Annotated in this window: 10 protein-coding genes; 4 read left to right on the top strand and 6 right to left on the bottom strand. The window is 51.8% G+C overall.

Annotated features, from left to right (window positions below; translation table 11 throughout):
• Nucleotides 1-109: 109 nt before the first annotated feature.
• Nucleotides 110-982: a helix-turn-helix domain-containing protein gene (locus ABIE48_RS06660; protein WP_192715002.1), complete on the bottom strand. Its 873-nt coding sequence runs from the start codon at nt 980-982 to the stop codon at nt 110-112.
• 321 nt (nt 983-1303) lie between these two features.
• Between ABIE48_RS06660 and ABIE48_RS06665 the strand changes: the two genes are divergently transcribed.
• Nucleotides 1304-4030, top strand: a complete 2727-nt coding sequence (locus tag ABIE48_RS06665; protein ID WP_192715001.1) for an alpha-L-rhamnosidase — start codon at nt 1304-1306, stop codon at nt 4028-4030.
• Nucleotides 4031-4289: 259 nt separating this feature from the next.
• Here ABIE48_RS06665 and ABIE48_RS06670 read toward each other — a convergent pair whose 3' ends face one another.
• From ABIE48_RS06670 to ABIE48_RS06685, 4 genes are all read right to left on the bottom strand, one after another.
• Nucleotides 4290-5459, bottom strand: coding sequence for an MFS transporter (locus ABIE48_RS06670; protein ID WP_192715000.1), 1170 nt, complete (start codon nt 5457-5459; stop codon nt 4290-4292).
• Nucleotides 5460-5705: 246 nt separating this feature from the next.
• Nucleotides 5706-6191 carry a DUF1572 family protein gene (locus ABIE48_RS06675; RefSeq protein ID WP_145024683.1) on the bottom strand — a complete coding sequence of 162 codons (486 nt, stop codon included), beginning with the start codon at nt 6189-6191 and terminating at the stop codon, nt 5706-5708.
• 158 nt (nt 6192-6349) lie between these two features.
• On the bottom strand, nt 6350-7249 hold the full coding sequence (locus ABIE48_RS06680) for a LysR family transcriptional regulator (RefSeq protein ID WP_145024681.1): 900 nt from the start codon (nt 7247-7249) through the stop codon (nt 6350-6352).
• Nucleotides 7250-7514: 265 nt separating this feature from the next.
• Nucleotides 7515-8516: a ketoacyl-ACP synthase III gene (locus ABIE48_RS06685; RefSeq protein ID WP_145024679.1), complete on the bottom strand. Its 1002-nt coding sequence runs from the start codon at nt 8514-8516 to the stop codon at nt 7515-7517.
• 241 nt (nt 8517-8757) lie between these two features.
• Between ABIE48_RS06685 and ABIE48_RS06690 the strand changes: the two genes are divergently transcribed.
• From ABIE48_RS06690 to ABIE48_RS06700, 3 genes are all read left to right on the top strand, one after another.
• Nucleotides 8758-9318, top strand: coding sequence for a hypothetical protein (locus ABIE48_RS06690; RefSeq protein ID WP_192714999.1), 561 nt, complete (start codon nt 8758-8760; stop codon nt 9316-9318).
• A 1142-nt stretch (nt 9319-10460) separates the two neighbouring features.
• Nucleotides 10461-11120, top strand: a complete 660-nt coding sequence (lepB, locus tag ABIE48_RS06695) for a signal peptidase I (RefSeq protein WP_354518555.1) — start codon at nt 10461-10463, stop codon at nt 11118-11120.
• A gap of 72 nt (nt 11121-11192) precedes the next feature.
• Nucleotides 11193-11699: a P-loop NTPase family protein gene (locus ABIE48_RS06700; protein WP_192714996.1), complete on the top strand. Its 507-nt coding sequence runs from the start codon at nt 11193-11195 to the stop codon at nt 11697-11699.
• A 320-nt stretch (nt 11700-12019) separates the two neighbouring features.
• Here the strand turns inward: ABIE48_RS06700 and ABIE48_RS06705 are convergent, their stop codons facing one another.
• On the bottom strand, nt 12020-12682 hold the full coding sequence (locus ABIE48_RS06705) for a DUF998 domain-containing protein (protein ID WP_192714995.1): 663 nt from the start codon (nt 12680-12682) through the stop codon (nt 12020-12022).

Raw genomic sequence — 12682 nt, forward strand, 5'->3', positions numbered from 1 at the left:
TCTTGAGGAGGCTTTTTTGTACCCTGGAATGTTACTGTAATAACGTTTTGAAAAGGGAGGTACGGGGCCTCTGCTAACTATTCAATGAATTTCAGTTGACACCCGTCTCTCAGCCCTTCCGCCGCTGCCGGTACTGCCTGGGCGTGAGGCCGGTTTTTTGCTTGAACAGCCGGTGAAAAAACTTCAAATCGCTGTACCCGGCCCGGGCGGCGATTTCGCTCACGCTGCCGTCGCTTTCGATCAGCATACGGCAGGCGGCATCCATGCGGATACCCTGCAAATAGGCGGTGAAGCTCATTCCCGTCTGGCGGGCGAACAGCCGGCTGAAATGCCTCGGGCTGAGGCTGGCCTGCGCCGCCAGCTCGCCCAGCCGCAACTCGGAGGCGAAGTGACGCTCTATATAAGCGATCGATTCGTCGATCGTCAGCGAGCCTTGGCGCCTGTCGGCTGGCGGATCCAGCTGCAGCCGGTGCCGGTACAGGCCGGTCAGCACGCGGACCAGCAGCGAGGTCAGCAGCAGCAGCCAGCCGGGGCTTCGGCCGGCATATTCCCGGTACAGTTCACGGAACAAGGCGTGATACTCGCCGCTCTGATCTTTGATTTCCAGCCACGGCATATCCGGTTCCAGAAAGGCGGCGAACACCTCCCGATCGCGCGGGAAAGCAGTCTCAAGCTCCCGGAGATAATCGGCCGGAAAGATGCAGTTGTACACGACCAGCTGCCGGTCCTTCCGCGGGGTCTTCGGACGGAATACATGCGAGAGTCCGACCGGGATGAGAAACAGGCTGCCCTGCTCGGCCGGCCAGGCTTCTCCGCCGATATAATGGACGCCCGAGCCTTCGCTGACATAGGTCAGCTCCACAAACTCGTGCGAGTGTTCCAGCATATCGAACGATTCGGATACGCGGTTGACGTAGAAAGGCACCCCCGGCTCGAAAAAAGCGTCCATCCGCAGCAAGGCCTGGCTTCGTTTTACGCTCACTTGCATTCTCCCCTCGATGGTGGATTTTCGGAAAATCAACCTTTGCTCCTATCCTAGGTCATCATTGGTGATATGTCCAGATCAGCCTATATTTTCGTCCGGATCAGCGCCTGTATCGCACAGCTGCCTTTTTTATAATAGCAGAAAGCATAAACACCAGAGCCATGGCTTCCTGATATTGCAAGAAAAATCACCTTTAAACGCGGTCTGTCTTCTTTGAAGGTACGTCGATTGGCGTTTTTCTTACAATGGAAGCAGTAGTTGGAACACGTAGCCAAAGACCCTTGCTAGCATCCAACGCAAAAAACGGGAGGGAAGTCTATGTCAACGCTAGGCATTACGAAATTGACCTGCGAATACCGCAGCGAGCCGCTTGGGCTCGGCACGGAGCGTCCCCGATTCAGCTGGCAGCTCACGTCCGGCCGGATGCATGTGCTGCAGTCGGCTTATCATCTTCAGGTGGCGGGAGAGGAAGGGGATTTTAACGAGGATCATCTGATTTGGGACACGGGCGTCGTGGACTCGGACCAATCGGTGCTTGTCGAATATGCGGGTGCCATGCTTCAGTCCGGACAACGCTGCAGCTGGCGCGTCAAGGTGTGGGATCAACAGGGGCAGGAGTCGGAATGGAGCGATACGTCCCATTTTGAAATGGGGCTGCTGCGGACGTCGGACTGGAGTGCGGATTGGATTACGCCCGAACCGGGACGGATCGATCCCCAGGCGGAGGAAGAATTCCTTCTTCGCAAAGCGTTCCGTGTGAGTAAGGACGTCCGGAAGGCACGAATATACGCGACGAGCCTTGGCTTCTATGAGCTGGAGCTGAACGGCGAACGGGTGGGCGACTGGGCATTCACACCGGGCTGGACCAGCTACCGGCACCGGCTGCAGGTTCAGGCCTATGACGTCACCGACCTGATCCGATCCCGGGCTGTTAATGCCATCGGCACGGCGCTGGCCAACGGATGGTATAAGGGCAATCTGGCTTGGGAGAACCATCGCAACCTGTTCGGGGATCAGCGGGCGCTGCTGCTTCAGCTGCATCTTGAATATGCGGACGGCAGCACGGAAATCATTGGAAGCGATCCTTCCTGGAAAGCGTCGACCGGTCCGGTGCGCATGTCGGAAATTTACCACGGGGAAACGTATGATGCGCGGCTGGAGGCGGGCGGCTGGAGCCAGCCCGGGTTTGATGATGCAGACTGGACAGGGGTGGTGAAGCTGGACCATGCCAAGGACATCCTCGTCATGCAGGAAAACGAACCGGTGCGGGTCATCCAAGATTTGAAACCGGTTACAGTCCTGCGAACGCCTGAAGGGGATACCGTACTCGATATGGGGCAGAACATGGTGGGCCGCATGCATATGCGCCTGAACCTGCCGGCCGGCACGGCGATTACGCTGAAGCATGCAGAGGTGCTGGACAGCCGCGGAAATTTTTACACGGGCAATCTCCGCAAGGCCAAGCAATCCGTAACGTATACCTGCAGAGGCGGCGGTGAGGAAACGTATGAGCCTCATTTCTCCTTCCAGGGCTTCCGTTATGTGAAGGTCGAGGGCTGGCCGGATGCCGAGCCGCTGAATCCGGACCGTTTTACAGGCCGTGTCATGCACACGGATATGCCGCAGACAGGGCGGTTCGAGTGCTCGCATGAGCTGTTGAACCAGCTGCAGCATAACATCGAGTGGGGCCAGCGCGGCAACTTCCTGGACATTCCGACCGATTGCCCGCAGCGCGACGAGCGGCTGGGGTGGACTGGGGACGCTCAGGTGTTTGTCCGGACCGCCGCGTTTAATTTCGGCGTGGCACCGTTTTTCTCCAAGTGGCTCCATGACCTGAAGGCCGACCAGCGGGAGGATGGCGGCGTGCCGCATGTCATACCGCAGGTTCTCGACGATAATGCCTGCTCGTCCGCGGCTTGGGGAGATGCCGCCGTCATTTGCCCTTGGACGATCTATCTTTGTTATGGCGATAAGCGGATTCTGGAGGAGCAATATGACAGCATGAAGGCATGGGTTGACCATATCCGCGCCCAAGGGGACAATGAATATTTGTGGAATACCGGGTTTCATTTCGGCGACTGGCTGGCGCTTGACGCGAAGGAAGGCAGCTACGTCGGGGCGACGCCAAGGGATTTGATCGCCACCTGCTTCTATGCATATTCGACCTCCCTGTTCGTAAAGACCGCCGAGGTTCTCGGGCGTACCGAGGATGCCGCCGCTTACCGCCAGCTGTACGAACGGGTGGCCGAAGCGTTCCTGAACGATTTCGTCACACCGGGCGGAAGGCTGGCCGCGCATACGCAGACCGCGATGATCCTTCCGCTGATGTTCGGGCTGGTGGAAGGGGAGGTTCAGCGCCGGATGGCCGCTACGCTGGCGGAGTATGTCAAGGAACAGAACCACCATTTGACCACCGGATTCGTCGGTACGCCATACCTATGCCATGTGCTGACGGAGAACGGCTACCACGACCTGGCCGTGAAGCTGGCGATGCAGGAGGATTACCCGTCCTGGCTGTATTCGGTTAAGCAGGGGGCGACCACAATCTGGGAGCATTGGGACGGTATCAAGCCGGACGGCTCGTTCTGGAGCGATGACATGAACTCGTATAACCACTACGCCTTCGGCGCCATCGGCGATTGGTTGTACCGGGCCGTGGCGGGGCTGGATCTGAATGAAGCTGAAGGTCCGGGGTACAAGCGGATCCGACTTCGTCCGCGGACCGATTCGGCGCTGTCTTATGCCAAAGCGGCGCTGGATACGATGTACGGCACGATCCGGAGCGAATGGAGCTTGGCGGACGTGGACGGGGACGGGGACAGCCCACAGGCGTCCTACGAATTCGAAATTCCGCCGAACACGACCGCTGAGGCCGAACTGCCGGGCGTGTCGATCGCTGCAACGCGGGTCAATGGGCAGCCGGCGGATCAGGCATCGGGCGTGCTGAGCGCCAGGGAAGACGACGGCACACTGAAGCTGGAGCTGGGATCCGGCGTATACCGGGTGACCGTCCAGCAGCCAAGTCCAGCATTGTCCGGGGCGTGAGGCTAGGGCATGGTATGGGTTGATCTATAGCATTGAGCTTGGGACGACCGGATTGGTTCATTTATGCCCTTGCTTCCTGTTCATATGCCGTGCTGTTAGGATGTTCGTTGTAAAAGAAAGCAAGCCTCGCCGACAGGGTCGGTGGGGCTTTTTTAGATAAAGGAGACATAGCTTCGGAGACAATGACTTCCTTATGTCGCGTAAGAAAAACTTCCGCTGAAAGGGTCATGGATGCTTAAAATATGCGTCGATAGACTTTTTAAGCCTGTGGTACCGGCTCTTTCGCCAGCACGCGGCTCGTGCCAAAGATAAGCAGGGATGCGGCGAAGCAGCAGGCCGAGAACAGGCCGACGGCCGCATACCCGCCCGATCCGGCGTACAGCAGGCCCGCAAGGGAGGCGCCGACCGTCGTGGCAGCGTTCATCGTCGCCGTAGCCGTGCTTGAAATCGTCCCCCGCAGCGACGGATTCAGGCTGTTCAGGACGCCCATGATCATCGGGAAAAGAATGCCCAGGATGAAAAAGATGGCGAAGTACATGATCGATGCGGCCATGAAAGACGGCAGGTGTGGGAGCGCGGCATAGCCGATCATCAGGAGCGGCACAGCAGCGGCCACAATCCTGGACGGCGTCCACAGGTTGTTGACATATCCGCTGACGAGACTGCCGCCTAAATTGCCCACGCCGAGGAAAATCATAATCGTGCCGATCTGGTCAACGGGTAGGTGAAAGCGTTCCGCGGACCATTTGCCCAAAAACGCAAACGCGGCATTGCTGCCCAGATGGATCAGGAAATAAGCCAGGAAAGCGCCTCTAGCCCTGCCGCTTCCGAGAAGCGGTGCGTATCTGCGCCAGAAGGCCTGCCGCGATTGACCAGCATTCGGTTGTGGCTTCATGGAAGGCAGGATGAAAAAGGCGGCTCCGGCAAGCAGCAGGGACAGGACTCCGATTGCGAAAAAGGGGAGGGACCAGCGTTCTGCCGCCAGCCAGCTGCCGATCGGAACCCCGAACGCTTGGGATACCGCGAGCCCCGCATAGGCAAGCCCCATCGCCTTGCCTTTTTTCTCTGCGGGCAGCAGCGTTTGAATGGATGCCCACACCTGCGGTGCGGCAAAAGCTGCGCTGATCCCGGCGAGCAGCCGGAACAGGCACATCATCCAGAAGTCTGCGGCGATTCCGCACAGCGCGGTGGACACCGCAAAGCCCAGCAGCCCGAGCAGCATGACCTTTTTCCGATCCAAACCGTCCGAGAGCGGGCCGGCAATCAAGGCGAAGACCGCGGCGCCAAGCGTGTAGGAGCCCATCATCCAGCCCGACATTCCCGTGGGGACGCCGTACAGGTCCTGAAGCGTCGGAATCATCGGGGAGATGAGGAAGGTATCCGTCCCGATCATAAACATGATCAGAAAAAACAACGCAGTAAGTTTCATATTTCCTTCTCCTTTCCTTCTCCGTGGTTATGGAGAGGGTGTTCTTGCTGCTATTGTATCGCTTAATAGTGACAATTATTGTCATGAACTTTGAGGGTACAAAAAATATGCGGATAGCACGAGAAGCGACTTTGTAACCGTAAGTGTTCCGGGGTTCTGCCCACTAAGTGAATGAGTTGCTTAAATCCCTGTTCTGTATAGAAAAGAACAGGGGGCATGCCCCCTGTTTTGAAAAGCGCCTATGGATTACGTCAAACTGACCCATTGATCCTTGCGGTACTGCTTGGCGATATAAATGATTTGGCCGATGTGGTATGCGTTATGGTATAGGCTTTTTTCAATGGCCTCGATGACGGTGACGGACCGGCCCTTGATCGTGATTTCCGTCAGCAGCTGCTCCTCCCGGAGCGCGGCGATTTGTCCCAGGAACAGGCTCCAGCCATGTTCCCAGCGATCCAGCAGGGCTACGCGGTCGAGTTCTTCATGAATGAACTCCGCATTGCGGTTTCGGTCCGGTTTCTCCCCGTCGGTGGTAAATGGATCAGTCCATCGGGAAATCATATTCCCGCTCATGTGCTTGACGATCACGGTGATGCTGTTGGAACCGGGTTCCGGAGCCCAAGCAAGGGCAGAATCCTCGAGCTGCCCGATGGCAGCTTCGGCCGTGCGTTTCATTTCTTCCAGGCGGGTTTTGACCGCGCTTTGATATGTTGTGAACAGTGTTGATGTCATAGGTTGTGCCTCCTTTGGAATATCGGTCTGAAAAACAAAAATCTCATCCATGCCTTCTCCACAGCGGTTTCATGACCGTGCTGTGCTTTCAGCATAATGAGATTTTGAGTATAAATCCAATATATATATCAAACAGAATCATCAAAATAATTGATGATTTACGATCCGACCTGGGACAGAGGAGGAGCAATCATAGCCATAAAGTTAGCCGCCGGCGCCAGAGGCTCTTCGCCAATCCGGGTGTACAGCCGGATCGGGTCCTTGACGCGCACCCCGGGAACGCGCACCTCCGCCAGCTCGCCGGATTTGAGCTCCCGGGCTACCGCAAGCGAGGGCACAAAAGAAACACCGTATCCCGATTTGACGGCTTCAATCGTTTCATGCATCCCTTCAATGCAGATTCCGGTCCGCGGCTTTGGAACTTCATAGGCGTCGCACAGGGAGAAGAGCTTCCTACGGGTATAGCTGCCTTCTTCCCGGAGGATAAAGGCGGTTGCCATCAGCTCCTGGAGCGTTGTGGCGGCACCCGCTAAGGGGTGGTCCCGGTGGGCGATGAAGATCAGCTCATCTTCCAGGAGCGTGATGTATTCCAAACCGGAATCCTTCGGACCCTCGCCGCAGATGAGCGCGATGTCCACCGAGTGGTCGAGCAGCCGCTCCATTGCGATACGGGAGCTGCCCCGGGTCAACTGGACATGCACCTTCGGATACTGCTGCTTGAAGCGGACGATCCAGGCGGGAAGCACCGTCCGGCCGGGCAGATCCGTGGAGCAGATCCGGAGGCTGCCCTCGAGCCCGATTTTGAGTGCGTTCATCTCCCGCTCCATCTCGTATTCCAGCGAAAACAGCTGCCGTGCCCGGGCGGCCAGCCGCTCGCCGGCTGGCGTCAATTGGATGGAGCGCCCCTTGGAGGCAACCAGCTTCATCCCGAGCTCCTGCTCCAGATTCCGCAACTGGGCAGTGGCTGCGGGCTGGCTGAGCAGCAGGTTACCTGCGGCCCGGGTTACGCTCCCCGTACTGGCCACTTCCGCGAATACGCGCAACGCGTGCAGATTCATCCTTTTCCCACCTTTGTCGTTGGATTGTATTCAAATTGTTTTAAATTTGTAGTTGCATGCCTGCCTGTGACCTAATCATCGATTTTTTCTATGAGTCGAAATGTTGCATTCATCGGATCGATGAGTTGCTCTTATTGTACTTTGCAGAATGCTGGCCGTAAAGGCCGCAGGAGAGAGGCTCATGCATTAAAGAATTTATGAAAAAAAGGGCCTCCGACATGGTCGGAAGCCTTATAAACATTTACGTCATACTCTTTGCCGCTGATCAACCGCGGTCATCCACGTCCCATTTCAGGATCAGTCCGGCATGGGTCAAGCCGCCGCCGAATCCGTACAGCAGCAGCGTGTCTCCGTTCTGCAGCTTGCCTTCGTCCAGTCCAAGCTGGAGAGCCAGCGGAATCGAAACCGAAGACGTGTTGCCGTAATACTCCATGCTGGTCAGTGTCTTCTCCACGGGGATGCCGGCTTTTTCGCAGATGGATTCGACCATGCGGAAATTGGCGCTGTGCGGAACGAACCAATTCACGTCCCCGGCCGTCATTCCCGCCTGCTCCAGCAAAGTTTCTACGCCCTGAGGCACGGTGCGCGTCGCCCATTTGTAGACTTCCCGTCCGTTTTGGACCATTTTCTCGCTCGTTAGCAGCTCCTCACCGTTCATCGTCTTGGAAAGGTTCGTGCGATAGACGTGGATGCCGCCTTCGCCATTCGTGCCCAGATGGGCCGCGATAAAGCTTGGACGCTGCTCGTCCTTCTCAACCAGAACGGCCGCGGCTCCGTCGCCGAACAGGATGCAGGTCGACCGGTCCGTATAATCTGTTACGCGGGACAGCGTCTCGGCCGCGACTACCAGGACCTTCCGGTGCAAACCGGCTGTAATCAGGCCGTTGGCCATATGCAGCGCATAGGTGAAGCCAGCGCAGGTGGCGTTCAGGTCAAATGCCGCAGTGCTGGGGATGTGAAAGTACCCTTGAATTTGGCAGGCCACGCTCGGAAAAGCGTAATCCGGCGTCGTCGTCGACACGATGATGCAGTCCACGTCAGTCAAGTCCTGACCGTAACGGCTGACCAAGTCTTCCACGGCCTTATAAGCCATTGTGGAGGAGTATTCGTTCTCGCCGGCAATCCGCCGCTCGCGCATACCGGTCCGTTGGACGATCCACTCGTCGCTCGTATCCACCATTTGCTCCAAATCCGCGTTCGTCAATTTTTTTTCTGGAACATAGCTGCCAATAGCCGTAATGCGGGCTGTCGAAACCGTAAGGTTCATGATCAATCGCTCCTTTTAGTAAAATATGAGTTCTTTAGGGTTTAAGGGTTGGATGTATATTAGGGAATATAAAAACTGAAGTTCAATTATTAATATCAAGTATTAGTATCTGGTACTAATTATAAAGGTAAATAAGGGAGAGGTCAATAGGGGGTGTGTGTAAACGATTGAAGAGTCCAAACTAATTCGCGTCTATGGGCTGACCTACGAAGGTAAGAATGTTATTTATAGTGATAAATATTTGGTTGTAACAAAAGAGAACAATAAATTACGGGTAAGCAATGATTTCTATACGTTCAACGACTTTAGTTATCATGTAACAAATGACGACAAGAACTCAGTTCATCTTGGAGATATTTGGTTCAAAACTGAGAAGAGTGACTTCTATCTGAATTATGATTACAATACAACGCAAAAATTTATTTTATATCAGGTAAATGGAGAATCGATTTCAAGAGTAGCTACTGAAAATGTGCCTATAAAGTCGGTAAAAACATATTTAAGCAATGTCTATTATCTAACTCGGTATCAACGTGGCTTGCAAGATGCCGATCAAACAACCAATTTGAAATATGCAACACACAATAATGGACAATGGTCTTCAGATTATTTAGGTAAGACTGGATTTTATTATGGGTTTGATACCTTAGGTAAGGTCTATGATTGGACCATTGATAAAGATGGGATCTCTACATTCGGTTATCAACGCGCTGAAATTCTAAGTTCAGATGAAAGGGAGAAAACGTTTGGACAGTACAAAATCAAGCTGAGTGGGCACCAACACGAGCTTTTGAAGCCATAATGAATTATCATCTTGAGTAAAATTGGTTACCCACGAGTTTGCCGCAAGGCAAGTTACAATTAATTAGGGCTCGAAGGTCTTGCTTTGATTCAACTATGAAGAGGGTGTCCCAAAAGTAAACTTTGGAACACCCTCAGCAACAAAATAGGATGTTGCTCGTAAAAAACCAAGGAGCTAAGCGTCTATTCTCGCTTAGTAAGGGGATTACATCGATGGCAGAAACCACTGATTTAAATCAGTGGTTTCTCTTTTTTAACAAAGTCAGTATAAGGTGACATTAGGAATCAAATGTAAGACGACAAGAACATACACGCTTAATAGCCGCATAACCGAAAATGACAAAATTGTCGAGGGACAAGAACATGGTCCCAATGAAAGCCGCTATTTTAGCGGTTTTTTTGTTTATCGGTACAAGTTCTTGTCCCGAACAAAAGACAAGAACTTGTACCGATTGCCGTAAAGGACAAGAACATAATCCGATTACCGATTAGATAAGCATCAAACTACATTTCACTGCACTAGTTCATTAAGCTAACAGCAGGATAACGTAACTATTACAATAATTATTACGTCCTTATTATTAGAACGATTTGCAAAACAGTGCTCCATGGTTCAGAAGGGGGAATTCACAGTAGTCACAAAAGTTTGGATTGGCAGGAAGTTGATATCCTGTGTACTCATGGCAGCAATTCTTTCGATTATTCTCGTTAGATTTCATGGTTATGCCACGTTTTCAATCTATTTTTTGTACACTGCGATCGGTTACTTAATAATTGGATTACCTTGCTCTGTTATTTTAGACATTATTGTCTTGAAAGTGAAAGGGAAAATACTCGGAATGTTAGTCGGATTAAGTTTACATCTTCTGTGTGCGAAAATTGTTGTATATTTGTATTCTCTTAGCGAACCCGAATTTAAGTATGCCGGTGTTTTGGGTTACTCGGTTTTTATTGCCTCAGCAGGTTTATGGTTGGTTGATACTATTTTTAAACAAATTCAGTTCCCAGCTAACCGGACACAATAGCTCAAACATGACACGACGGCAGCCGGCCAAAATAATCGGCTGCCGTCGTTATTTGGATCAATTCACCTTGAGATTTCGTATTTCTGTATAAGGGATAAAAAATCGGAGGGAGTGGCAAATGATGAAGGAAATCATTTTCATTTTCGTGTTTTTGCTTGCAGGATGTAGTTCGGGTGACACAAGTAAAATTATCACTGATTCCATAACTAGTCCAATGATTAGTACAGTAACCAATAATGAGCTGGATTCCGGGCAGATCATCTATAATCATAACTATGACAACATGGATCGAGGGAATCATGATTTAGAAGGACAGGTTGTGATTGATTTGAAGTATTACAATGATCATGCGATTAGCCGTGGCAATATCGTATACTTCACAAATCCTGAAACTAAAAAGAACCTTGGTAAGTACGGTATTTCTAGAGTGATCGGGCTACCTGGCGAAAAACTAAAGATTGAAAAAGGACAGATCTATATTGACGGCAAATTGCTTGATGCTTTTTACGGAAAAGCACATCGACTGGGCGATGATCTTGAAAGTTTGGAAAAAGCTTTAGAGCATGTTGACTTAGAAGAGCAGGTAAGAAAAAACTTAGAGAATATCGTAAAATACTTCCAACAAACGAGCGTAGAGGAAATCGAGATCCCCGAAGACAGCGTTTATCTTATAGGTGATGATTGGTTCCGCAGTAATGACAGTAGATTGTTCGGCCCATTACCCGCAGATAAAATTGAGGGGAAAGTGGTGGGAGTGATAGGTAGCCCGTTAAGCTAACGGGCAGGATAGTTTAAACAATACGACGAAGTACTCTCAACATAGTTAGTTAATACAATCTGGTACAAAGAGGTGTTTTCTATTCGAATCCATATCATCGGCGGCTCAGGTAGCGGTAAATCCTATATCGCGGCGTTATTGAGCGATAAGCTCCGCATCCCCCATTACGACCTAGACGATATTTTCTGGGATCACCAATCGAATGAATATGGTGTAAAAGCACTGGAGGATGAGCGTGACCGCCGACTCAGAGAAATCATCAGTTTCGATTCGTGGATCGTGGAAGGCGTATTCAGGTCGTGGGTAGAGCCAAGTTTTGCTGCTGCAGACAAGTTCGTCGTACTTTTAACGCCGTTGTCCATTCAGGAGGAACGAATCTGGAAGCGTTATGAAGAGCGTATTGCGGGTATCGTCCCAAACAAGAAGCGCGAGACGCTCGAAGGCATCCACGACTTGTTGGCATGGAATAAAGATTACAATTTGACGAAGCTTCCTAACTTGATCGGCCATTGGGACTATAAGGACAAAATGATCCTCGTTCGAAATAATTTAGATCTTCTTGAACTTCAATTGATGTGACTTGCCTTTTTCTTGTAAGCTAACGGAAAACGATAGTTGAATATACGACCATGAAGAAGCTGCCGGTGCTGATCGGCAGCTTCGTTAAGCTAACGGGCAGGATAGTTCCAACGAAACGAAAAAAGGGCCTAAAAGATAGATATTAGGGAGTGGCAATGGAGTTCTGACACTCACTACATTATGAAAAAAGGGAATGACCAGGCTGAATTTTGATTCATTCATCAATTAATTCTGTCTGAATGAAGAGTAACATCCTGAGGGTATATAAACGGTTAAATGAAAAAATTCCGAGGGGGAACGCCCATCTCGGAATTTTTCACTTACACCTTGGGGTTGTGTCTGCGTAGCTTCAGCGCATGAGTCCCAACAATCAAGACCCAGCCAAGATAGGACACAATGAGGATACGCCCGTACAAACCTGCAAGCACGCCAGGACCAAACTTCCCGTCGTGAGGGATCTGAAGGATGAAAAGCACCATGATGATGAACGTAATGCCGGCGGTAACAAACAGACGTACTCGAATGGTCCTCCAAGCTTCATTGCGTGCTAAGGCAAAGCTGATCAGGAGCGCGGCAACTGGCGTGTAGTCGAGCGTGGCTCCAATAGAATGCATTTTACCGCTGAACGTTGCATCATCCGGACTTACCGATAAAGGGGCTGTCACGAAAATGGCGGCGATCAGGATACCGATAGCGCTTAGCCCTAGAATAACGAGTCCTATGTATCCTGCAATATTGCGGGCCTGTGAGTGGATCACGATTCCGGCGCTGATTAGGCTCACTGCTAACAACCCAAAAGCAAGATGCATTAACCAACCGAAATTGCCTAATGCGTATTCGCTGATAAATCGCCAAGTCGGATCGAATTCCGGCTCCAGTAAATGGAGGCTTCCCAGAATGATTACGAACACTACTCCGGAACTGATGGACAATCGTGCAGCCGACGCAGAAATTGGTTTTGTATTCAAAACCGGTTTAATCAC

The sequence above is a fragment of the Paenibacillus sp. OAE614 genome (assembly GCF_040546645.1).
Lineage (GTDB): Bacteria > Bacillota > Bacilli > Paenibacillales > Paenibacillaceae > Paenibacillus_AQ > Paenibacillus_AQ favisporus.

Excerpts from the sequence above, each read along its gene's own strand:
- ABIE48_RS06665 (WP_192715001.1), top strand. The coding sequence starts at position 1,304 with ATGTCAACGCTAGGCATTACGAAATTGACCTGCGAATACCGCAGCGAG.
- ABIE48_RS06670 (WP_192715000.1), bottom strand. The coding sequence starts at position 5,459 with ATGAAACTTACTGCGTTGTTTTTTCTGATCATGTTTATGATCGGGACG.
- ABIE48_RS06675 (WP_145024683.1), bottom strand. The coding sequence starts at position 6,191 with ATGACATCAACACTGTTCACAACATATCAAAGCGCGGTCAAAACCCGC.
- ABIE48_RS06680 (WP_145024681.1), bottom strand. The coding sequence starts at position 7,249 with ATGAATCTGCACGCGTTGCGCGTATTCGCGGAAGTGGCCAGTACGGGG.
- ABIE48_RS06685 (WP_145024679.1), bottom strand. The coding sequence starts at position 8,516 with ATGAACCTTACGGTTTCGACAGCCCGCATTACGGCTATTGGCAGCTAT.
- lepB (WP_354518555.1), top strand. The coding sequence starts at position 10,461 with ATGATGAAGGAAATCATTTTCATTTTCGTGTTTTTGCTTGCAGGATGT.